The organism is Flavobacterium sp. GQ95 (assembly GCF_059758655.1).
The window spans coordinates 650,517-672,487 of record NZ_JCAXEB010000001.1 but is presented as its reverse complement, the minus strand read 5'-3'; the positions used below and the strand labels follow the sequence as shown (position 1 = coordinate 672,487).

At 32.5% G+C, this 21,971-nt stretch carries 20 protein-coding genes; 9 read left to right on the top strand and 11 right to left on the bottom strand.

Going from position 1 to position 21,971, the window contains the following annotated elements; genetic code table 11:
• Positions 1–46: 46 nt before the first annotated feature.
• The 6 genes from xrtF (at position 47) to AC6CH4_RS02855 (ending at position 4,798) form a co-directional block, all read left to right on the top strand.
• Positions 47–583: an exosortase family protein XrtF gene (gene xrtF, locus AC6CH4_RS02880; RefSeq protein WP_498099982.1), complete on the top strand. Its 537-nt coding sequence runs from the start codon at positions 47–49 to the stop codon at positions 581–583.
• Positions 573–1,019 (top strand): exosortase F system-associated membrane protein, encoded by a 447-nt coding sequence (locus AC6CH4_RS02875; protein WP_498099980.1) that lies wholly within the window; start codon positions 573–575, stop codon positions 1,017–1,019. Before xrtF ends, AC6CH4_RS02875 begins: the two co-directional genes overlap by 11 nt.
• A 45-nt stretch (positions 1,020–1,064) precedes the next feature.
• On the top strand, positions 1,065–1,463 hold the full coding sequence (locus tag AC6CH4_RS02870; RefSeq protein ID WP_498099978.1) for an HYC_CC_PP family protein: 399 nt from the start codon (positions 1,065–1,067) through the stop codon (positions 1,461–1,463).
• Positions 1,464–1,581: 118 nt separating this feature from the next.
• The gene (locus tag AC6CH4_RS02865; RefSeq protein ID WP_498099976.1) at positions 1,582–3,588 is read left to right on the top strand and encodes a TonB-dependent receptor plug domain-containing protein; all 2,007 of its coding nucleotides are present in this window, start codon (positions 1,582–1,584) and stop codon (positions 3,586–3,588) included.
• 55 nt (positions 3,589–3,643) lie between these two features.
• On the top strand, positions 3,644–3,985 hold the full coding sequence (locus AC6CH4_RS02860) for a heavy-metal-associated domain-containing protein (RefSeq protein ID WP_498099974.1): 342 nt from the start codon (positions 3,644–3,646) through the stop codon (positions 3,983–3,985).
• Positions 3,986–4,117: 132 nt separating this feature from the next.
• A complete protein-coding gene (locus AC6CH4_RS02855; protein WP_498099972.1) occupies positions 4,118–4,798 on the top strand; it encodes a DedA family protein in 681 nt (226 codons plus the stop codon).
• Between the two features lie 275 nt (positions 4,799–5,073).
• Here AC6CH4_RS02855 and rodA read toward each other — a convergent pair whose 3' ends face one another.
• The 6 genes from rodA to purH all read right to left on the bottom strand — a co-directional run bounded on the left by rodA (position 5,074) and on the right by purH (position 12,326).
• A complete protein-coding gene (rodA, locus tag AC6CH4_RS02850) occupies positions 5,074–6,309 on the bottom strand; it encodes a rod shape-determining protein RodA (protein WP_498099970.1) in 1,236 nt (411 codons plus the stop codon).
• Positions 6,310–6,324: 15 nt separating this feature from the next.
• Positions 6,325–8,286: a penicillin-binding protein 2 gene (gene mrdA / locus AC6CH4_RS02845; RefSeq protein WP_498099968.1), complete on the bottom strand. Its 1,962-nt coding sequence runs from the start codon at positions 8,284–8,286 to the stop codon at positions 6,325–6,327.
• Positions 8,283–8,789: a rod shape-determining protein MreD gene (locus AC6CH4_RS02840; protein ID WP_074660407.1), complete on the bottom strand. Its 507-nt coding sequence runs from the start codon at positions 8,787–8,789 to the stop codon at positions 8,283–8,285. Before AC6CH4_RS02840 ends, mrdA begins: the two co-directional genes overlap by 4 nt.
• Positions 8,782–9,606 carry a rod shape-determining protein MreC gene (gene mreC, locus AC6CH4_RS02835; protein WP_498099966.1) on the bottom strand — a complete coding sequence of 275 codons (825 nt, stop codon included), beginning with the start codon at positions 9,604–9,606 and terminating at the stop codon, positions 8,782–8,784. The genes AC6CH4_RS02840 and mreC overlap by 8 nt, the downstream gene beginning before the upstream one ends.
• 109 nt (positions 9,607–9,715) lie before the next feature.
• Positions 9,716–10,744, bottom strand: coding sequence for a rod shape-determining protein (locus tag AC6CH4_RS02830; protein ID WP_026983887.1), 1,029 nt, complete (start codon positions 10,742–10,744; stop codon positions 9,716–9,718).
• Between the two features lie 55 nt (positions 10,745–10,799).
• Positions 10,800–12,326 carry a bifunctional phosphoribosylaminoimidazolecarboxamide formyltransferase/IMP cyclohydrolase gene (gene purH, locus AC6CH4_RS02825; RefSeq protein ID WP_498099964.1) on the bottom strand — a complete coding sequence of 509 codons (1,527 nt, stop codon included), beginning with the start codon at positions 12,324–12,326 and terminating at the stop codon, positions 10,800–10,802.
• 165 nt (positions 12,327–12,491) lie between these two features.
• On the opposite strand from purH, the gene AC6CH4_RS02820 reads away from it, so the two are divergent.
• Positions 12,492–13,739 (top strand): ABC transporter permease, encoded by a 1,248-nt coding sequence (locus AC6CH4_RS02820; protein WP_498099962.1) that lies wholly within the window; start codon positions 12,492–12,494, stop codon positions 13,737–13,739.
• A 95-nt stretch (positions 13,740–13,834) separates the two neighbouring features.
• On the top strand, positions 13,835–14,719 hold the full coding sequence (locus AC6CH4_RS02815; RefSeq protein WP_498099960.1) for a cupin-like domain-containing protein: 885 nt from the start codon (positions 13,835–13,837) through the stop codon (positions 14,717–14,719).
• Between the two features lie 97 nt (positions 14,720–14,816).
• Here AC6CH4_RS02815 and accD read toward each other — a convergent pair whose 3' ends face one another.
• From accD to tamL, 3 genes are all read right to left on the bottom strand, one after another.
• Entirely contained in the window at positions 14,817–15,671 is an 855-nt protein-coding gene (gene accD, locus AC6CH4_RS02810) for an acetyl-CoA carboxylase, carboxyltransferase subunit beta (RefSeq protein WP_026983883.1), read from the bottom strand.
• A gap of 67 nt (positions 15,672–15,738) precedes the next feature.
• The gene (gene fbaA / locus AC6CH4_RS02805) at positions 15,739–16,806 is read right to left on the bottom strand and encodes a class II fructose-bisphosphate aldolase (protein ID WP_056190175.1); all 1,068 of its coding nucleotides are present in this window, start codon (positions 16,804–16,806) and stop codon (positions 15,739–15,741) included.
• A 59-nt stretch (positions 16,807–16,865) separates the two neighbouring features.
• Positions 16,866–19,439 carry a translocation and assembly module lipoprotein TamL gene (gene tamL, locus AC6CH4_RS02800; protein WP_498099958.1) on the bottom strand — a complete coding sequence of 858 codons (2,574 nt, stop codon included), beginning with the start codon at positions 19,437–19,439 and terminating at the stop codon, positions 16,866–16,868.
• Between the two features lie 37 nt (positions 19,440–19,476).
• On the opposite strand from tamL, the gene AC6CH4_RS02795 reads away from it, so the two are divergent.
• Positions 19,477–20,205, top strand: a complete 729-nt coding sequence (locus tag AC6CH4_RS02795; protein WP_498099956.1) for a TrmH family RNA methyltransferase — start codon at positions 19,477–19,479, stop codon at positions 20,203–20,205.
• 9 nt (positions 20,206–20,214) lie between these two features.
• Here the strand turns inward: AC6CH4_RS02795 and porT are convergent, their stop codons facing one another.
• Together porT and ubiE are read right to left on the bottom strand one after the other, a co-directional pair.
• Entirely contained in the window at positions 20,215–20,925 is a 711-nt protein-coding gene (gene porT / locus AC6CH4_RS02790; RefSeq protein ID WP_498099954.1) for a type IX secretion/gliding motility protein PorT/SprT, read from the bottom strand.
• A gap of 1 nt (position 20,926) precedes the next feature.
• Entirely contained in the window at positions 20,927–21,658 is a 732-nt protein-coding gene (ubiE, locus tag AC6CH4_RS02785; protein ID WP_192186157.1) for a bifunctional demethylmenaquinone methyltransferase/2-methoxy-6-polyprenyl-1,4-benzoquinol methylase UbiE, read from the bottom strand.
• Positions 21,659–21,971 lie beyond the last annotated feature (313 nt).

Below are 21,971 nucleotides of genomic sequence, written 5' to 3'. Positions count from 1 at the left end.
TTTAAAGCTAATATCAAAAAATACATAAATTTGAAAAAAAATTCTCTTGAAAAAATATTTAGTACAATTTAAGCCTTTCTTGATTTTTATAGGCACTTTCTTTTCGGCTTATATTGTGCTGACCTTACTTTATAAATTTTATTTAAACAGTTTTGCGGCCAATGATGTTGATGGAATAACGGCTATTGTTAGTCATAATGTAGAACAGTTAATGCAGTTATTTAATTGTGATATCATTATTCACAAAAGTGTATTACATCCTTATTTTGAAGTGTGGTATAAAGGAAAATTTACAATCAGAATTATCGAAGGTTGCAATGCAATAAGTGTTATTATTCTATTTGTCTCTTTTGTAATTGCTTTTTCCGGAAAATTCAAAACGACTTTATTGTTTATAATAGGAGGAAGTGTTTTAATTTATATTTTAAATGTGATTCGCATTGCAATTTTAACTGTTCTGCTATTTTGGTTTCCTGAAAATGAACATATTTTGCATGGAGTTTTATTTCCTTTAATTATTTACGGATTGGTTTTTATCTTATGGGTATTTTGGGTTAATAAATTTTCAAAATATGCTAAGTAAATTATGGGAGCATAAGGTTAAAATTCTAATCACAATATTTATTGTAATGTGTTTTGGATTGATAAGAACTTTTGAAAGTCAATTGTTTTATGATCCATTTCTGGATTATTTCGAGTCAGATTTCAAAAATTTACCATTTCCTCCGTTTGATGTTTTTAAGCTTTTTTGCGGGCTCTTCTTTCGATATTTTTTAAATACTGTTTTATCGTTGATACTTATTTATGCACTATTTCGCGATAGAGAAATTTTAAAGTTCAGTACTTTTCTTTATGTGTTTTTTTTAGCATTACTCTTGGTGCTGTTTTTTGTAATTCTGGATTATTTTCCTGACGGAAATTGGTTGCTTTTTTATGTGCGACGATTTATTATTCAGCCGATATTCGTTTTGCTTTTTATTCCTGCATTTTATTATCAGCAAGTAAATTTCAAAAAATAACATTTCATTTAATCTTTTCTGCGGTTTTTTAAATAGTTTTGCAGTATGAATTTAAAAAAGTGCACAGGATTATTTTTAGCGTTCCTATTGTTGGTTTCCAACATTGGGTTTGCTTTTGATGTGCATTATTGCGGAGGAGAAATCGCTTCTGTTTCATTAAATACTTCAGTTTCGGCATCTCCGGAAAAGAGCTGCTGCGGATCTTCCGAAAAAAAATCATCTTGTTGTAAAGATAAAGTAGTGCATTTCGAAAAGAAATCGGATAATGCTACTTTCAAAATATTCTTTTTTCAAATTGCTTTTCCGGCCGTAATTCAAGAGTATAAACCAATTGCGTTTTTATCTGTTCCAAATTTCAAAAGCAATCAAATCATTTCGTATTACTCTGATGCGAATGCGCCCCCCTTATTCAAGTTATATAATCAATATATTTTCTACTCCTGATTTTAATGTTTTAGAATCAAGTCTTTTTATGGCTTGAAGTATGCTGTTTTTTAGTTTTTCTGTTTTGAAGATAAACTTTGAAAAACAGTTTTCTAATTACTATTAAAAATCATTTTTTATGCAAAAAAATATCATGCTGTTTAGTATGATTTTGCTTTCTGTATCTGTTTTTTCACAAGAAGATTTACAGGAAGTAAAAATAACTAAAAAGCAAAAAGGAATAAAAAAATCCTATACACTTACTGCCAATACAACGGTAATTACAAGTAAAGAATTATTAAAAGCGGCTTGTTGTAACCTGGCCGAAAGTTTCGAAACAAACCCATCGATAGATGTTAATTTTTCGGATGCCTTAACAGGGACCAAACAAATAAAAATGTTAGGTTTAACAAGTCCGTATTTGATGATTACGGAAGAAAACATTCCGTCAGTTCGTGGAGCTTCTCAGGCTTATGGATTATCTTTTACACCCGGAACCTGGATCGAAAGTGTTCAGATTACCAAAGGAGCTGGTAGTGTTATTAACGGTTATGAAAGTATTTCAGGGCAAATAAATACTGAGCTTTTAAAGCCACTGAGCGATATTCCGTTTTTCCTGAATGCTTACGGGTCTACTGATGCCCGTTTTGAATTGAATACACACTTCAATAAAAAAATATCTGATAAATGGGCAACAAGTTTATTCGTTCACGGAAACACTCGTGTAGCCAAAAACGATATGAATAATGATGGATTTCTTGATAATCCGTTAGGAAAACAAATCAATGTTTTAAACCGATATCAATATTATAATCCCGAAAGCGGTCTGGTGAGTTTTATCAATTTCAGATATATGAATGATAAAAAACAAACCGGCGAAGTTGATTTTGATAAAGACAGAGATCGCGGAACAACGAATCACTGGGGTTCTGAAATCAATACCGAACGTTTTGATGTGTCGACTAAAATTGGTTATGTTTTTAAAGATATGCCTTACCAGAGTATTGGTTTTCAAAATGCTTTTAACAGCCATAATCAGAACTCTTATTTTGGATTAAATCTTTATGATATTAAGCAGAATAGTTTTTATTCGAATTTAATTTTCAATTCGATTATAAATAATACGAAGCACAAATTTACCACGGGCTTAAATTTCACCTATGATCAATATCAGGAATTTGTGAATGTAACAGATTATAGCCGAATTGATAACTCAGTCGGAGCATTCTTTGAATACACTTATGATAATACAGATAATTTCAGTTTAATATTAGGTGGAAGAGTGGACAATCATAATCGATTAGGTTTTTTTGTAACACCTCGTTTGCACATGCGCTATAATCCCTGGGAAAATGGTGTAATTCGTTTTTCCGCTGGAAAAGGAAAGCGTTCAGCTAATATTTTTGCCGAAAATCAACAGCTTTTTGCAAGTTCCAGAGCTTTTTCGATATTAGATAATAATGGAAAAATTTACGGTTTGAATCCTGAAATTGCCTGGAATTACGGACTAAGTTTTTCGCAGAAATTTAGACTTTTCAATAAAAATGCCGAAGCTGGTTTTGATTTTTACAGAACCGATTTCCAAAATCAGGCTGTTGTCGATTTGATGCAAAGTCCACAGGATGTTTTGTTTTATAATTTAAAAGGAAGTTCATTTGCGAATAGCTTTCAATTGGAATTTAATTATGAATTAATTCATAATTTGAATTTGAGAACAGCATATAAATATTATGATATTCAAACAGATTATTTAAGGGGGACTTTTCAGCGCCCGTTGCAGGCCAAACATCGTTTTTTAGGGAATTTAGAATATGAAACTCCAATGAATGACGATAAACAATGGAAGTTCGATTATACTTTTAATTGGTCAGGAGAACAACAATTACCTTATACTGCATCGAATCCGGAAGAAGACCAGTTTCCTGAATTTTCGCCTTCATATGCTGTTATGAATGTTCAGATTACAAGAGTTTTTTCGCCAGTTTTCGAAGTATACATTGGTGGAGAAAACATTGGGAATTATAAACAGCAAAAAGCAATTCTGGGTGCCGAAGATCCATTTGGACCGAACTTTGACGCTTCTGTAGCTTACGCACCAATTTTTGGACAAATGTATTATGCAGGATTACGTTTTAAAATAAAATAAGAAATACAATATCAATTTTAAAAATCAATTACAATAACACTAAATAATTAATACAATGAAGAATTTAATTTTAATTGCAATGATCGCTCTTTTAGGTTTTTCGGCTCAGGCTCAAACTAAAAAAAATAAGAATTTAAAATATACTACTGAAGTTAATGGAAACTGCGAGCAATGTAAAAAGCGTATAGAAAAAGCGGCATTTAGCGTACCAGGAGTTAAGACTGCCAGTTGGGACATTAGTTCGCATCAGTTGACGGTTATTTTGAATGAAGAAAAAAGTTCACCGGAGGATTTGAACAAAGCCATTGCGAAAGTAGGGCATGATACAAAAGAGGTAAAAGCAACACAAACAGATTACGATAATTTACATACGTGTTGTAAGTACGAAAGAGACTAATATTTTTTAGAAAGCCAAGTATTGGCTTGGCTTTCTTTATCGTTAATTTATCTTTAAAATGCCGTAATTTATTGTGGTTAAACTAAATTATTCTTACTTTCACAAACTTATAAATGTAACCAAACTCATTTTATGAATAATTTTGATTGGACTCAATTAGTCAACCCTGAATTTTATATAACTTTAAGTATCGGCGGTTTTCAAATTGGTTTATACATAGTGCTGTTTATCGTTTTTGCGGAAACAGGACTTTTTGCAGGTTTTTTTCTTCCCGGAGACAGTTTACTTTTTTTGGCAGGTATTTACAGTCGTGACTTAGTTCAAAATGTATTTTATATTCCTAGTGATTTTTTAAATGTTTTTTTACTTTCAACTCTAGTAGCCATCATGGGTGTTTTAGGAAACATGACAGGGTATTGGTTCGGTGCTAAAAGCGGTTATTATTTATTTAAGAAAGAAGACAGTTTTTGGTTTAAAAAGAAGTACTTATTACAATCAAAAGATTTCTTTGAAAAATATGGTGGAAAGGCAATAATTTACGCTCGTTTTTTACCAATTTTTAGAACTTTTGCCCCAATTATAGCCGGTATTGTTTCTATGGATAAAAAGAAATTTATGTTCTATAATATTTTAAGCTCTTTTTTATGGTCTTTTATATTGATTTTTTCAGGACATTATTTATACGGAGTCTTTTTAGAGCGAGGAATAGATCTAAAAGAACATATAGAATATATTATCATAATCATAATTATTATATCTACTTTCCCTGTTTTGCTTAAGCTATTAAAGAAAAGACCGATAGAAAAGATATAAGACTACAAATCAAGAATAAAAAAAGTCCGAAGTTCATAAAAACTTCGGACTTTTTTTATGTTTAAGAAACTTAAAGCGAGACATCCACAGTTCTTAAGTTGATTATATAAATATTTAAATTATAGCACACGGTTTCAATAGTGAGAGATTGTAATAGTGTTAGTATTCTGCCTCAATGTTGAAATCGTAAGCAATAATATATTATAGGTTTCGAATTATAATCCAAATCTATTTGATATTGGAATTTGGAATTTTAAAAATTGATTATTAGTGTTTTACCATTCATTTACTTTATTAGCATCCATTTTTAAGAATATAAACAGTAAAATAGTAAAGCCCCAGAGTCCGGAACCCCCATAAGAAAAGAAGGGTAACGGAACTCCAATTGTTGGGAAAATCCCGATAACCATTGCAATATTCACAAAAAAGTGTGTGAATAAAATGGCAGCAACGCAATAACCATATACCCTGCTGAATTTTGTTTTTTGTCTCTCAGCTAAGTATATTACACGTAAAAATAAACCAACAAAAAGCGCAATCACCACAAGTGACCCGGCAAATCCCCATTCTTCACCCACTGTTGTAAAAATATAATCGGTATGTTGTTCTGGTACAAATCCGCCTTTAGTTTGAGTTCCTTCTAAGAAACCTTTTCCAACCCAGCCACCTGATCCAATAGCAATTTCTGACTGATTGGTGTTGTATCCAATACCTTTCATATCGACTGTTTTTCCTAATAAAATATTAAAACGATCTCTATGGTGTTGTTTGAAAACGTTATCAAAAACATAGTCTACGGATAAAACAAAAGCTGAAATACCAACTAGTATTAAGCCGCTTAAGATTATATTTCGGTCTACAACCCTTCCTTTAAAATGAATAATCATTAGAACCCCTAAGGCGATTAAAATAACCACATAGGGCTCTAAAACGAGTGTCAGGACAAATAGTAAAATGGTTATAAAACCTGTCCAAACATACCATGATGGTAAGCCTTCCCTGTACAATACAATAATAAAAATACTGTAAATAAGAGCACTACCGGGATCGGGTTGGGGTAAAATTAGTAATACAGGTAAAAAGACAATTGCTAAAGCCTGAACTTGCCTGTTTACGTCTTTTAGATTTATTTGAGTGTCACTTAAATATTTGGCCAATGCCAGTGAAGTTGCAGCTTTTGCAAACTCAGAAGGCTGTAATGTGAAGCTTCCAATTGCATACCAGCATCTTTGTCCGGCAATTGTTTTTCCGAATACAAATAATCCTGCCAATGATAATAAGGAAACTCCGAAAATAATACTGGCGTATTTTTCGTAGAATTTTCCATCAACAAAAAGGACAACGAATATTAAAGGTATAGTACAACCAATGAAAATTAATTGCTTTTGATAGGTTCCTTCTGTAGATAGTAATGATGAAGAATATATATTCAGCCACCCTAATATTACTAAAGCAGTATAGATAAAGACACTTATCCAGTCGATATTATTTTTTACACTTTGATTTCTCATTTGAAATAATCTTTCTTAGTTGTCTGTGGTGTCTGTGGTTGTTTTTTTAATTTCGGTCTTAGGATTTACTACTTTTGGAACGATAATTTTAGCTTTTAAAACAGAATCTTTTGGAGTTGTTTCAATAGCGCTTGCTTCAGTCATTCCTCCTAATTTTGCATATTCAACTGCTAAACTTTTATTTAAAACTCTCGTTTCTAAATCTGTTCGGGTAATCTTTTTTCTAAGATATTTTTCGATCATCAAACTAGCAATCGGACCAGCAACGGTTGCACCAAAACCCCCATTTTCAATCATAATAGCGATTGCAATTTTCGGGTTGTCTTTTGGAGCAAAAGCCACAAAAATAGAGTGGTCTTTTAGTTTTGTTCTTACACCATCAATTTTTGCAAAGTTCTCAGCTGTACCTGTTTTCCCACAAATATCAATTCCTTCTACTCTAAGAGCATAAGCAGTTCCTTTGTTATACACATCAAATAAACCAGCTATAACTGGTGGAAAATACTTTTTATCAATAGTAGTTTCGTGTTTGGTTGTATATTTAGCGTCTATCTTTTTACCTTCAATTTTTTTAATAATGTGAGGCGTGTAATAATAACCCTGATTTGCAACCGTCGCCATCATATTAGCAAGCTGAATAGGAGTCATTAAAACTTCTCCCTGACCAATAGCGTTAGAAACAATTGTTGTACTTCTCCATCCGCCATTAGGGTATATTTTTTTATACGTTTTAGAAGTTGGTATGTTTCCTTTTTTACCAGTTGGTAAATCATATCCCATAAACTGACCTAATCCAAAACTTTTTACGTGGTCACTCCAAATATCTACTGCCTGACCAGGATCTTTATATTTATTGATGGTTAGCATGTAAGATTGTGCAAAATACGTATTGCAGGAGTTGTAAATTCCATTATTTAATTGATGCGGCCCAAAACCGTGACATTTCATAAATCTGCCTCTACCATAACTAAAACCATGATGACACATAAAAGTAGTCTGCTCATTAATTACACCTTCCTGAAGTGCCACCAAACCAGTTAGGATTTTAAATGGAGATCCCGGAGGATATTCTGCCAGAAGACCTCTGTCGTATAAAGGTTTTGCGATCGAATCGTGATATAAAAGGGTGTAGTTTTTAGATCTTTGTCTTCCAACCAAAATACCCGGATCATAAGACGGAGCAGTAACTAAAGCTAAGATTTCACCTGTTTTTGGTTCAATTGCAACGATTCCACCTCTTTTATTGATCATTAATTCTTCGCCGTACTTTTGTAGTTCAGCATCAATAGTCAGATTAATGTCTTCTCCGGCAACAGCGATCGTATCATATTTTCCATTTTTATAGGAACCTATTTCTCGGTTGTATTTATCCTTTTGAATGTATTTTACACCTTTTATACCGCGTAAAACTTCTTCGTAGCTTTCTTCAACACCTTGCCTTCCAATTAAGTCACCACTATTGTAATAAGGATTTTTAGCAATTAATTTTTCATTTACCTGTAGAATAGAACCAAAAATATTGGCGCCATAATCTACTTCATAATCACGAAGCGATCTTTTTTGGAAATAAAATCCTTCAAACTTTCTGATTTTCTCCTGAAAAGCAGCAAATTCACTTTTGTTTAATTGAGATAAAAATACAGAAGGTAATCTAGGGCTATATACTCTCGCTTTGGCAACTCTTTTTTCGTAATCTTCTTTAGTAATATTAAGTAAAGTACAGAATTCATCAACATCCAGGTTTTCCTTAATATCGCGGGGAATAACCATAATATCATAAGAAGCCTGATTGGCGACTAATAATTTACCATTTCGGTCATAAATATAACCTCTTTCAGGATAGTCATACTGTTTTTTTATTGCGTTGTTATCAGATTTTAATTTAAATGAATCATCAATAATTTGCAGATAAAATACCCTGATCAACAGCAAAGATGCTGCGATAATAATTAAGGAGGGCAGCAAAACTTTTCTCATCGTTTATTGGGCTTAATAAGATATATTATTATGATTGAAATAATTATTGTAAAAATGGTACTAAACAGAGTTCTAAGTAAAATATCCCAAATAAATTTAAACTGAAAAGCTTCGAGTATAAATAATATTATGTGATGTAATAAAACAGAAACCAGTATGAATGAAAAACGTTCAGGTGTTAGGGATTCGTTTAATTTTATCGTTTGATATTCATAACTCAGTCCAAATGAAAATTTAAAAATATACGGTCTGTAATAGGCCAGAATAACACATGCAGTCGCATGAATTCCTCCCGAATTACAAAACATATCCATTGTAAGACCAAGTAAAAAACTTGAAATTATTAAACCTGATCTATTGCTGTTTACAGGATATAGAATAATATACAGAATGTACGGAAAAGGACTTATGTATCCTAAAAAATTCATATTATTAAAAATAACAATCTGAATTGCCAGTAACATAATAAATCGAAAAATATTGACTAACAATGCGCTATTCATCTTTTTCCTTTTTTTCTAAATTAATAAGTTCTTCTCTATCCTTGCTTTTGATAATATATACGTGGCCTAAGTTTGTCATATCATTAAACAACTTAACTTTTATAACATAATAACTTGTGCCTTCTTTTTTGTAAACAATATCTACCGTACCAATATTAATTCCTTCTGGAAAAATTACAGACTGTCCGCCTGTAACAATGGTGTCTCCTTTTTTTACAGACGCTAGTCTAGGAACATCTTCTAATTGAACAAATCCAGTGCTTTTTCCGTTCCAGGTTAATGAACCAAAGTGATTTGATTTTTTTAGTTTCGCGTTGATTTGCGATTTCATATTTAAAATACTTATCACTGTTGAATATCTTGGCGATGTGTTATCTATGACTCCGATAATCCCCAAGCTATTAATTACTCCCATATCTGGTTTAACACCTTCATTTTCTCCGGAATTTAACGTAATATAGTTTTCGTGTCTGTTATACGAGTTATGAATTACTTTTGAAACAATAATGTCAGCAGGCTTTACTCCTTTTACACTATCTGCCAACGGTATTTTTGTAGTGTCCTCTTTATTAAAAAGAAGACTTTTTAATCTTGCGTTTTCAAGTACAAGTTCGTCGTTTTCGGTTCTTAGATTCAAATATTCATTAATATGATTAATTTTCTCATAAACACCTCCGCTTAAAAAATTAGCTGAACTGATTACTTTGCTTCTGTGATATGAATGAGATTGAATGCTGAGAACCAACGAAATACCTAAAAGCAGCAAAAACAGCAATCGGTTACTGTTTCTTATAATGAAATTAAAAATTTGCTGCATTTCTTGTTTGGTTATTTTGTTTCAGGATATGCTTTAAGGTTTCAAATTTTATGAGAGTCAAATTTGATCATTTGACTCTCATAAAAAATATTAGTTATTGTTTTGAATCTTATTTAATTAAGATACTTTTAAATTTTGCAATGTTTTTTAATGCCATTCCAGTTCCACGAACTACCGCTCTTAAAGGATCTTCGGCAATGTAAACAGGTAAGTCTGTTTTTAGTGAAATACGTTTGTCAAGACCTCTTAACATAGATCCACCACCAGCTAAATAAATACCTGTGTTATAAATATCGGCAGCTAATTCAGGAGGAGTTTGAGATAAAGTCTCCATTACAGCATCTTCAATACGTTGAATTGATTTGTCTAATGCTTTTGCAATTTCACGATACGAAACATCTACTTGTTTTGGTTTTCCGGTTAGTAAATCTCTACCCTGAACTGACATATCTTCTGGCGGTCCGTCTAAATCTTCGATAGCAGCCCCAATCTGAATTTTTATTTTCTCAGCAGTACTTTCTCCCACAAAAAGATTGTGTTGTGTACGCATGTAATAAACAATATCATTTGTGAAAACGTCACCTGCAATTTTTACAGATTTATCACATACAATTCCACCTAATGCAATAACAGCAATTTCAGTTGTACCACCTCCAATATCAACAATCATATTTCCTTTTGGTTGCATGATATCGATACCAATACCAATTGCTGCTGCCATAGGCTCATGAATTAAATAAACTTCTTTTCCGTTTACTCTTTCACAAGATTCTTTAACAGCTCTCATTTCAACCTCAGTAATTCCTGATGGAATACATACTACCATTCTTAAAGCTGGAGTAAACATTCTTTTTTTCAATGCCGGAATACTTTTAATGAACATATTGATCATTTTTTCTGAAGCATCAAAATCGGCAATTACACCATCCTTCAAAGGCCTTATGGTCTTGATGTTTTCATGCGTTTTACCTTGCATCATGTTGGCTTCCTTACCAACAGCAATGATTTTGCCTGATATTCTGTCACGTGCAACGATTGACGGACTATCAATAACAACTTTATCATTATGAATGATTAAAGTGTTTGCGGTACCAAGGTCTATCGCAATATCCTCGGTCATGAAATCAAAAAATCCCATAAGTTTTTTAGGGGTTTAAAATGTTATAAATAATTATCGAACAAAGTTAAACAAATTAATGTTTAAAATGACGTGTTCCTGTAAATACCATTGCAAGATTATTTTCGTTGCAATAATTGATGCTTAATTCGTCTTTTATTGATCCACCAGGCTGAATTACAGCTGTAATTCCTGCTTTTTTGGCTAATTCTACACAATCCGGAAAAGGGAAAAATGCATCACTTGCCATTGAAGCTCCTGTTAAATCAAATCCGAAAGCTTTTGCTTTATCAACAGCCTGCATCAAAGCATCAACTCTTGATGTCTGACCAGTTCCTGATGAAATTAAAGTTCCGTTTTTAGCAAATACGATTGTATTTGATTTTGTGTTTTTACAAATTTTAGAAGCAAAAATTAAATCTTCTATTTCTTGTGCAGTTGGCTCTGTTGTAGTAACGGTTTTTAAATGCTCTTTAGTATCTGTAATATTATTTCTGTCCTGAATTAACAAACCATTAAGACATGTTCTCACTTGTCTTGAAGGTAATTCAATTTCATTTTGAACTAATATAATTCTGTTTTTCTTTTCTTGTAAAACAGCAATTGCATCATCATCATAACTTGGAGCAATTACAACCTCGCAGAATAATTTGTTAATTTCTTGTGCTGTCGATAAATCAATTTTAGTGTTTGCAATCAAAACTCCACCAAATGCTGATGTTGGATCACAAGCTAAAGCTGCTAAATATGCTTCGCTAATTGTTTTTCTTGAAGCTAAACCACAAGCGTTATTATGTTTTAAAATAGCGAATGTTGGTCCGTCAGTTTTAAATTCATTAATTAAATTTACTGCAGCATCAACATCTAATAAATTGTTGTACGACAGCTCTTTTCCGTGAACTTTTTTAAACATTGCATCAAAATCTCCGAAGAAAAATCCTTTTTGATGAGGGTTTTCTCCATATCTTAAAACCTGACCACCTGCAATGCTTTCTTTGTAAATAGTTTCGTCAGTATTAAAATAATTAAAAATAGCACCGTCATAATGAGAAGAAACGTGGAATGCTTTTGTAGCAAGTAATCTTCTGTTCTCTAATGTTGTTGCTCCGTTTTGTTCTGTAATCAAATCTAAAAGCAAGCTGTACTCATTTACAGAAGCTACAATTACCGTGTCTTTGAAGTTTTTTGCACCGGCACGAATTAATGAAATTCCGCCAATATCAATTTTTTCAATAATATCTTGTTCACTTGCACCAGATGCAACCGTTTTTTCAAAAGGATATAAATCAACAATTACTAAATCAATCTGAGGAATATCAAATTCTTTCATTTGCTGAACATCACTTTCATTATCCTGACGATTTAAAATTCCGCCAAAAATTTTCGGGTGTAAAGTTTTTACTCTTCCTCCAAGAATTTCAGGAAATGAAGTAATGTCTTCTACAGGAACTACAGGAATTCCAAGGTTTTTTATAAAATCTTCAGTTCCTCCAGTCGAATATAATGTTACGTTTTGTTCATGCAATTTTCTAACGATTGGCTCTAGTCCATCTTTCGAAAAAACAGATATTAATGCTGATTGAATTTTTTTTGTTGTGCTCATTGTGTAGTTATGTTTTTCAGACTGCAAAAGTAGTTTTTTTAAATATTATTTTAAAGAAAATTAATGTAACATTCTCTTAAAAAAAACTACTGATGAGTAAGTTAACTTTTATTAGGTTTTTGATTTTAATTTATTGAATTTTACTTTATTGAAAAATACGAAAATATGCTACTTTATTTAAGATTATTAAAGGAAAGTCTGAGCTTTGCCATAAATGCTTTGCGAAATAATAAATTGCGTACATTATTGTCGTTGTTAGGGGTTACGATTGGTATTTTTTCGATTATTGCTGTTTTGGCTGCCGTTGATTCTCTCGATCGTAAAATTTCTAAAGATTTGAGCAGCTTAGATAAAAATACAATTTATTTAATGAAATTTTGCTTTGGCCCATCTGAAATTCCACAATGGAAAAGAGAACAGTTTCCAAATGTGAAATATGATGAATATATCGCTTTAAAAAACTCGCTAAATAATACACAACAGGTCGGTTATCAGCTTTTTGTAAATAGAGAAAGTTTAAAATATGATTCAAAAACTGTTGCCGATGTAAATATGGTTCCTTCTTCTTATGAAATGGTTGATATTGATGGATTAACTTTTGATAAAGGAAGATTTTATACCGAATCGGAATCTAATTCCGGATCACCAGTAATTGTTCTGGGTTATGAAATTGCGACTGGACTTTTTGGTTCTGACGATCCTATCGGAAAAAGTATTCGTTTGTATGGACAACGTTTTACTGTTATTGGCGTTATGACAAAACAAGGCGCGGGATTTTTTGGAGATAGTAATGATACATCTGTTTATTTTCCGGCTAACTTTTTACGAAGAATGTATGGTGATAGTGATGCTATGACGCCTGTAATTGTTTTAAAGCCTGTCAAAGGAATTGATATGGATGCTTATAAAGCTGAAGTGGCGCAGAAACTGAGAGCTATTCGTGGAATGAAAGCTGGCGAAATAGATAATTTTTTCATAAATGTACTTTCTGGATTCACTGATTTTATTGATGGAATTTTAGGTCAGATGAACGTTGTTGGATGGATTATCAGTGGATTTTCTCTTTTAGTAGGAGGGTTCGGAATTGCGAATATTATGTTTGTTTCGGTTAAAGAGCGAACGAACTTAATTGGAATTCAAAAATCATTGGGAGCAAAAAATCGTTTTATATTATTTCAATTTTTGTTTGAAGCTATAATCCTTTCTGTTATCGGAGGAATAATTGGACTTTTAATGGTTTGGGGGATTGCACTGATTTTAACGAAAGTGCTTGATTTCGAATTTGTTTTAAGCTTTGGGAATATAATTTTAGGAACTACGTTAGCAGCTATTATTGGATTAATATCCGGAATTCTTCCGGCAATTTCTGCAGCCAATTTGGATCCGGTTGAGGCTATTCGAACTGGAATGTAGAATATTGTTTTTGTGTTATTAATTGTGATTTTTTTTAGACGAATAGATAATTAGATACTTACTTTGGTAAGTAAGGAATTTAAATCAATAAATAAATGAGCTTTAACTTGAAACCCGTCGATACCGTTGAGTCTATTTCTAGAGAAGATTTTAAAAAGAACTATTTAGATAAGAGAAAACCTTTAATTATAAAAGGATTAACAAAAGACTGGCCTGCAAGAGACAAGTGGTCAACGGATTATTTTAAGCAAATTGCAGGAGATATTGAGGTGAAACTAGTTGACAATTCCAAAGCAGATCCTACAAAAATAATCAATGCTTCTATTGCCAGTATGAAATTTGGTGATTACCTGGATTTAATAAAAAGGGAGCCAACACAATTGCGTATTTTTTTCTTCAATCTTTTCAAACACAGACCAGAATTAATTAATGACGTGAAAGTTCCCAAAGAATTAATGGGTGGTTTTATAGAAAGTATGCCTGCCATGTTTTTTGGAGGCTCAAGTGCCTTCACCTTTTTACATTATGACATCGATTTGCCACATCTTTTTCATACGCATTTTGGGGGAAGAAAACATATTATATTGTTTGACTACAAATGGAAGAAAAGACTTTATTGTGTTCCAAATACTACTTACGCTTTAGAAGATTATGACGTTTCCAATCCTGATTTTGAAAAATTTCCCGCTCTGAGAGGCGTAGAAGGATATGAAGTTTTTCTGGAACACGGAGATACTTTATTTATGCCAACCGGGATGTGGCATTGGATGCGCTACATAGACGGTTCTTTTTCACTAAGTCTTCGTGCATGGGATCAATCGATAACCCGAAAAATGGCCAGTGTTTGGAGTTTGTTCATGCATGGCGCAGTTGATAGTGCCATAAAAATAGTTTTTAGAGAACGTTATGCTATATGGCGTGAGAAGCTATCTTTTAAAATAGCAGAAAAAGAATTGAAAAAGGGCAGGCCAAAAAATTAATGCACAATTTATAGTTGCTATTTTTGGACAAGAGAAAACATAAAAAAATCCCAAGAATATTTTTCCTTGGGATTTTGTGTTTTTAGAAGTTTTAAAACTATCTAATTGTATTATTTTGAATCAAATCGATATACAAGTTGATCTTGTCTTTCAATTCTTTTCTAGGCGTGATAAAGTCTAAGAAACCATGCTCTAAAAGAAATTCAGCAGTCTGGAAACCTTCTGGTAAATCTTTACCAGTTGTGTCACGAACAACACGAGGTCCGGCAAAACCAATCAAAGCACCTGGCTCAGAAATATTAATATCTCCTAACATAGCATAAGATGCAGTTGTTCCTCCGGTTGTTGGATCTGTACAAAGTGAAATGTAAGGTAATTTTGCTTCTGCCAATTGAGCCAATTTTACTGATGTTTTTGCTAATTGCATTAACGAATAAGCAGCCTCCATCATACGAGCTCCACCAGATTTAGAAATCATTACAAAAGGCAATTTGTTTTTAATCGCGTGATCAATACCTCTGGCAATTTTTTCTCCTACAACAGCTCCCATAGATCCTCCGATAAAGGCAAAATCCATACAGCAAATTACAAGTTCTCTTCCTTTAGATTTTCCTACTCCCGTACGTACAGCGTCCTTAAGGTGTGTTTTTTCCATCACATCTTTTAATCTTTCTGCATATTTTTTTGTATCCACAAAATGCAGAGGATCTTTTGATGTCATGTTTTTATCTAACTCAACAAATTCGTTGTTGTCGAATAAAATTTCAAAATAGGTTGCGCTTCCAATTCGAACGTGAAAATCATCTTCAGGGCTAACAAACAAGTTTCTGGCTAATTCGTCAGCATCAATAATTTTTCCGGTAGGAGATTTGTACCACAATCCTTTCGGAACGTCCATCTTATCTTCTGTAGCGGTCGTAATCCCTTTTTCCTGTCTTTTAAACCAAGCCATATTTATTAATTTTGTTGTTTCAGGTTTCAAGTTGCATAACTTGAAACCTGAAACTTTAAACTTTTACTTATAGTGTATTCACGTTATTCAAGTCTGCAAAAGCTTGTTCAAGTCTTGCATTGAATGTCACTTCGCTTTCACGAACCCATCTTCTTGGGTCATAATATTTTTTGTTAGGAACATCAGCACCTTCCGGGTTACCAATTTGAGATTTCAAATAGTCAATGTTCTTAACCATATAATCACGAATTCCTTCAGTATATGCAAATTGTAAATCTGTATCAATGTTCATTTTGATAACTCCGTAGCTAATTCCTTCTCTGATTTCTTCAAGCGTAGAACCTGAACCTCCATGGAAAACAAAATCTACCGGGTTATGTCCAGTGTTGAATTTGTTTTGAACGAAATCCTGAGAATTTTTTAAGATTTTTGGAGTTAATTTTACGTTTCCTGGTTTGTAAACCCCGTGAACGTTTCCAAAAGCAGCTGCAATCGTAAATTTAGGACTTACTTTAGATAATTCTTCGTAAGCATAAGCTACTTCTTCTGGTTGTGTGTATAATTTTGAACTGTCAACATCAGAGTTGTCAACACCATCTTCTTCACCACCTGTAATACCTAGCTCGATTTCTAATGTCATACCCATTTTACTCATTCTTGCTAAATACTCTTTACAGATCTCAATATTTTCTTCGATTGGCTCCTCAGACAAATCGATCATATGTGAACTGAATAGTGGCTTTCCTGTTTCTGCAAAATGTTTTTCAGATGCATCTAACAAGCCATCAATCCAAGGTAATAATTTTTTTGCACAGTGGTCAGTGTGTAAAATTACAGTTGCTCCGTAAGCTTCTGCCAATGCGTGAATATGTTTTGCTCCTGCAATTCCACCAGCAATTGCTGATTTCTCACCTGCGTTAGACAATCCTTTTCCTGCGTTAAATTGTGCTCCTCCGTTTGAAAATTGAATGATAACTGGCGCATTAAGTTTCGCTGCAGTTTCAAGAACTCCATTAATTGTGCTTGACCCCGTAACATTTACTGCTGGAAGTGCAAATCCTTTTTCTTTCGCATAATTAAAAATCTCTTGTACCTGATCTCCTGTAGCTACTCCTGGTTTAATATTGTGTGCCATTGTAATTTTTTTTAGTTGTTTTTAGGTTTTTAGGTTGCAAAAATAAGAATTAATTAGCATTAGAAAGGATAATTTATTCCAAAATTTAAAACGGAGTGCCCAAAATTGTACTCTTTGAACCAGCGGTCTCCCTTCTCATGTGCCGGATTATAAGTCTTGAAGCCTAAATCTAATCGAATTACAAAAAAGCTTAAATCGTATCGTAATCCGAATCCTGTACCTAAAGCAATTTCAGCTAAATCGTTTACGTTGGAGAATTTTGCCTTCTCGTCGGTGACATTATCGAGCACATTCCAGATATTTCCGGCATCTGCAAAGATAGCTCCCTTAACATCTCCGAAAACCTTGAATCGGAATTCGGCACTCAGCGCAATTTTCATATTTGCCTCGTTAAAATCATCCAAAGCATCTGTACTTCCCGGACCTAATGAGTAAGGTTGCCACGCACGATTATCATTTGAACCTCCGGAATAATAACTTCGTGAAAACGGAATATAATCTGAATTGCCAAAAGGAATCGCAATTCCGAAAAAGCTTCGAACGGCTAAAACTTTCTCTTTTCCGAAATCCCAGTGTTTGATATAATCGAACTCTGTTTTAAGATATTCTGAATATTCTAAGTTGAATATTTCATAATTGCCATTTATATTTTTTTGAAGATTTGCTATATTAGAAACAGCAGATAATAAAGTTCCAGCCGATTCTATTTTAGCCTTAAACTGATAAAAAGTATTGTCAGCAAGATCTTTTTTTGTTGTTTTAGTAAACGTATAGCTTGAAGCCAAAATGAAGTCATTTTCAGTTAAACGAACTCTTCGTTCTTCTATACTCTTTACGTCTTGATATTGCTCATCCGCTGGTGTTAAGAGTGTCTGTTCTGTCAGCACATCATTAGTAAAGCCAGTAGTTCCCTTCGGAATAGTTAGATTTTTTTTATCTTGTTCTTCTGGTACATCTCCCCAGTTGAGAGGGTTAATATTGTAGTCTTTACCAATGTTATTTAGTTCATCATAAGAAGAAGTATAAACATTAAAGTAATTATCCGGATTTAAGTTACGCACGAATTGTGCATTCAATACTTCAAGCTTAGCAGTATTAAGACGTTTTGGGGACCAGTTGTAAGATAATCCACCGGTAAAATTTTCTTTATCCAAACCAATATTTCGCTGTTTTGAGAAACCTGCAGCAATAGTGGTCGAAGGAATCATCCTTTTTGGAATAATTTTTTCAGTTCCAAAAGGCATTAAGATCCTTGGGAAATTAAGTTTTGTGTCAATTCCGTATTCCGAAACATTAAAAAAATTATCATTCGGATTAGCCATGTCTTTTGATGAACCAACATTTACACGTGCCGAAATTTCTAATGTTTCAGCTCTGTTAAAGACGTTTCTGATTGTCTCTGAAACACTGGCTCCAATTCCAAAATCCTGAATGTTGGAGTGTGTAACATCAAAGGTGGCACCGAAACTATATTTTTTCCTTGGTGTCAGATAAACATTCGCTATTAATGACTGAGCTGTTGAATCTCGTTTATCGACTTCATATTGTATCGAAGGATAATTAAAAATCTTCAGGTTGTTTAAATAACGAGAGGAAAGTGTTGTTCTTGTATCAGAGTAGGTACTTCCTTTATTAATAAAAATAGCATCAGTAATCGCGCGTGGCTTATATTTTAACTTTTTGTAACTGTACAAATTAAAGTTTTTGTAAGTTGTACTATCGTTTATTTTGTTTTTTGCATTAGCCGCTGAATAATCAGTATAAATATTGACGTCACTTATTTTGTACAATTTAAATGGTTCAGTTCTGCTTGAATCTCTTTCCTGAATATTATTATTGTTAATTTTTAAATTAATGTCTGCCTTATTTTTTTTGCCAATTGTATCTATATCAAAAGTAATATAAGTTGGCTGGAAGAAATAAGCACCATGATTTCTGAAATAAGTGGTTATACGATTTTTCTCTTCTTCAAAATCTGAAGTTTTATATTGCTTTCCGGATTTTAAAACTGAAGGTTCCGGATTTGTTTTATATAAGGAATCTAAAGCCGGAGTTAAAATAGTTGTTCTGATAGAGTCTAAAGTATAGCCCGGACCAGTAAGAATATTGTAATTTATTCTTGCTTTTTTTGGTGCTATGCTATCAATTGTGTAATCAGTTTTCACATTAAAATAACCATTATTGAAATAATAGAATTTTAAACGTAATAAAGATTTTTTTGTTTTTGTAGTATCAATAATAACTGGCGGTTCACCAGTGTTTTTTAAGAATTCGTGTAAACCTTTGTACAAAAATGATTGTCCAAGTCGGTCAACTTGTTTTGCAGATAAAAATTTTGCCTGACGTTCGTACAGGCCCGGATTATTTTTAAATTTTGCCTGATAAGTAGAATCTGGATTTAAATTAGCTAAATTGTACAAATTTAAACGCAATTTATACCCTAACAGAGTACCATTTGGTTTTTGATACATCTGATTTGATGCAGTTTCATCATTGGTATTCTTTCCATTAACAAGAATATTATTTTTTACAAGAAGTTTTTTTCCATCAGGAACTCTTTTTACAGCATCACAAGCGCAAATAAATATTGCTATTAGAATAAATGCTATTATTTTTGTGGAATTATTTTTCAAGTGTTCTAAAATATTTAATTCAAAAGTACATTATTTTATGGTTAGTAAAAACCAAATAAAACTTATAACAGGTTTGCATCAAAAAAAGCAACGTTTTGCAAATCAATTATTTTTTGCCGAAGGAGTAAAAGTAATTCAGGAATTGTTGCAATCCAATTTTGAATTAGAGCATTTATACACGACTTTAAATGATTTTGAGACTGTTCAGTCTTCAAAGCGTACTCTTGTTAATGAGCAGGAACTTAAAAAAATAAGTGCTTTGGCAACTCCAAATTCTTGTTTAGCTGTATTCAAAATCCCTGCCGAAAATAAAATAATCGACTCTGGATTAATCATTGCGCTAGACGATATTAGAGATCCCGGAAATTTGGGAACAATTTTACGTCTTTGTGACTGGTTTGGTATCAAACAAATCATTTGCTCTAAAGAAACAGTAGATATTTATAATCCAAAGGTAGTCCAGGCCACAATGGGTTCTATTGCCAGAGTAAATGTCAACTATATTGATTTAAAAACTTTTATCACACAAACAAAATTACCGGTTTTTGGAACTTTTATGGACGGTGCTAACATATATCAATCAAGTTTGCCTCAAAATGGAATCATTATTATGGGTAATGAAGCTAATGGTATTTCAGCAGAAATTGAAAAAATAATAACCAGCAGAATCTCAATTCCAAGGTTTGGAGAACTACAAAAAACGGAAAGTTTAAATGTAGCTACCGCAACAGCAATTATTCTTAGTGAATTTAAACGAAATAGTTAAGAATTTGTTTTAATGAAAAGTGAAATTTATTAAAATTGCCCGCGATTTCATAGAGTCGATATTATCCGTCCATGGACTTGGTCCTTTTGCAGGGTTATCACGAATTAATTCATCAGTGATTCCAAACATACCTCTGATCGAAGGAGAGAAAATAAAATATTCCGAGAAGATATCAATCCCAAAACCTATCTCATAAGCTGCAGTCCAGGGTTTTACTCTAAATTTAGCCTCGAAATTGTCATCTTGCGATTTTGAATTACTAGATAAATTTAGTGTAGTTGACATTCCGCCTACTAAATAAGGACGAATGTTTCCCGTTCTTAAGGCTGAGAATTTCAATAACAAAGGAAAATGAATATAGGTACTGTTTACTTCTCTTAAGTAATCTTGTTCAGAAGCCATATTAGGAAAATACAAATCACGTTTTGTATAATACAAACCTGGTTCAAAACGTAAATTAATGTATTCCTGCAATCTTAAATCGGCAACAACGCCGACATTAAAACCAGTAGTCTTTTTTACCTGAATATCAGGACCGGGATTTTTGTAGTCAAATTTAAAATCAAAACTATTAAAACCTAAATAATAACCAAAATACAGGCGTTGTTTTTGCCAGTTTTCAAGATTGATTATAGGGTCTTTGCTAAACATACTTTTAGCAAATTGCGAATATCCTTTTGTCGATAAGACTAATAAAAGTAAGATTACTGTTTTTTTCATACTATTTTTTAGAAGCAGAATAAATGGTTGCAACTCCAAAAGTTTGAGGCATTGCCACAACATCTATAAACCCAATTTTTCTCAAAATATTGTTTAAGGCTTCTCCGTAAGGAAAAACGGCTGCAGATTCTGATAAATAGCCATAAGCCGAATTATCTTTTGAAAATAATTTTCCGATTATTGGAAGTATATTTTTGCTGTAAAATCTATAACCTTGTTTATATGGAGTTTTATCCGGAACTGAAGTTTCTAAAATAACAAATACACCGCCTGGTTTTAAAACTCTTAAGATTTCAGAAAAACCTTTTTCCAGGTTTTCAAAATTTCGTACTCCAAAACCAACGGTAATGGCATCAAAGTAATTGTCTTCAAAAGGAATATTTTCAGAATCACCTAAAACTAAATCTATAATATTAGAAAGGTTTTTATCTTCAACTTTCTTTTTACCAACTTCAAGCATTCCTGCCGAAATATCCAAACCAATGATTTTTTCAGCCTTTGTCTGAGCCATTAAAATAGCTAAATCACCAGTTCCTGTTGCAATATCAAGAATGATTTTCGGATTAGTGTCCGATACGATTTTTAATACTTTTTTTCGCCATTTAATGTCGATTCCAAATGAAATTACGCGATTCAAATTGTCGTAATTCCCAGAGATGTTATCAAACATTTGGGCAACCTGTTCTTTTTTACCTAAAGAAGAGTCTTTATATGGGGTTATTTTTTCAGACATTTTTTTTATTTACGCAAATATAATACAATCTGTGTTAACTGTAATTGCGTTTTTTAATTTGTAAATCAAATGTTTTAAAATAAGCTTTTTAGAAGGTATTTGGTTTTTAATTTTGTGCTCACCAAAAGCAGGTATTTTCAAAAAATCACTAAAAGTGGGTATTGTGAGATGCCGAATATATAGCCAATTTTGCTAAAGATAAAATGATGAAAATTTTAATGATTGATAGAATAAAATGACTTAAATCAAATGAATACTTTCTTGCACTGGTAATTTCATTTGTTCTTGTAGTAGTTTTGAAAGTGTTGTTTTT

What these genes read in the sequence shown, in the direction of transcription:
- AC6CH4_RS02875 (WP_498099980.1), top strand. Translation starts at nt 573, where the DNA reads ATGCTAAGTAAATTATGGGAGCATAAGGTTAAAATTCTAATCACAATA.
- AC6CH4_RS02870 (WP_498099978.1), top strand. Translation starts at nt 1,065, where the DNA reads ATGAATTTAAAAAAGTGCACAGGATTATTTTTAGCGTTCCTATTGTTG.
- AC6CH4_RS02865 (WP_498099976.1), top strand. Translation starts at nt 1,582, where the DNA reads ATGCAAAAAAATATCATGCTGTTTAGTATGATTTTGCTTTCTGTATCT.
- AC6CH4_RS02860 (WP_498099974.1), top strand. Translation starts at nt 3,644, where the DNA reads ATGAAGAATTTAATTTTAATTGCAATGATCGCTCTTTTAGGTTTTTCG.
- AC6CH4_RS02855 (WP_498099972.1), top strand. Translation starts at nt 4,118, where the DNA reads ATGAATAATTTTGATTGGACTCAATTAGTCAACCCTGAATTTTATATA.
- rodA (WP_498099970.1), bottom strand. Translation starts at nt 6,309, where the DNA reads ATGAGAAATCAAAGTGTAAAAAATAATATCGACTGGATAAGTGTCTTT.
- mrdA (WP_498099968.1), bottom strand. Translation starts at nt 8,286, where the DNA reads ATGAGAAAAGTTTTGCTGCCCTCCTTAATTATTATCGCAGCATCTTTG.
- AC6CH4_RS02840 (WP_074660407.1), bottom strand. Translation starts at nt 8,789, where the DNA reads ATGAATAGCGCATTGTTAGTCAATATTTTTCGATTTATTATGTTACTG.
- mreC (WP_498099966.1), bottom strand. Translation starts at nt 9,606, where the DNA reads ATGCAGCAAATTTTTAATTTCATTATAAGAAACAGTAACCGATTGCTG.
- AC6CH4_RS02830 (WP_026983887.1), bottom strand. Translation starts at nt 10,744, where the DNA reads ATGGGATTTTTTGATTTCATGACCGAGGATATTGCGATAGACCTTGGT.
- purH (WP_498099964.1), bottom strand. Translation starts at nt 12,326, where the DNA reads ATGAGCACAACAAAAAAAATTCAATCAGCATTAATATCTGTTTTTTCG.
- AC6CH4_RS02820 (WP_498099962.1), top strand. Translation starts at nt 12,492, where the DNA reads ATGCTACTTTATTTAAGATTATTAAAGGAAAGTCTGAGCTTTGCCATA.
- AC6CH4_RS02815 (WP_498099960.1), top strand. Translation starts at nt 13,835, where the DNA reads ATGAGCTTTAACTTGAAACCCGTCGATACCGTTGAGTCTATTTCTAGA.
- accD (WP_026983883.1), bottom strand. Translation starts at nt 15,671, where the DNA reads ATGGCTTGGTTTAAAAGACAGGAAAAAGGGATTACGACCGCTACAGAA.
- fbaA (WP_056190175.1), bottom strand. Translation starts at nt 16,806, where the DNA reads ATGGCACACAATATTAAACCAGGAGTAGCTACAGGAGATCAGGTACAA.
- AC6CH4_RS02795 (WP_498099956.1), top strand. Translation starts at nt 19,477, where the DNA reads ATGGTTAGTAAAAACCAAATAAAACTTATAACAGGTTTGCATCAAAAA.
- porT (WP_498099954.1), bottom strand. Translation starts at nt 20,925, where the DNA reads ATGAAAAAAACAGTAATCTTACTTTTATTAGTCTTATCGACAAAAGGA.
- ubiE (WP_192186157.1), bottom strand. Translation starts at nt 21,658, where the DNA reads ATGTCTGAAAAAATAACCCCATATAAAGACTCTTCTTTAGGTAAAAAA.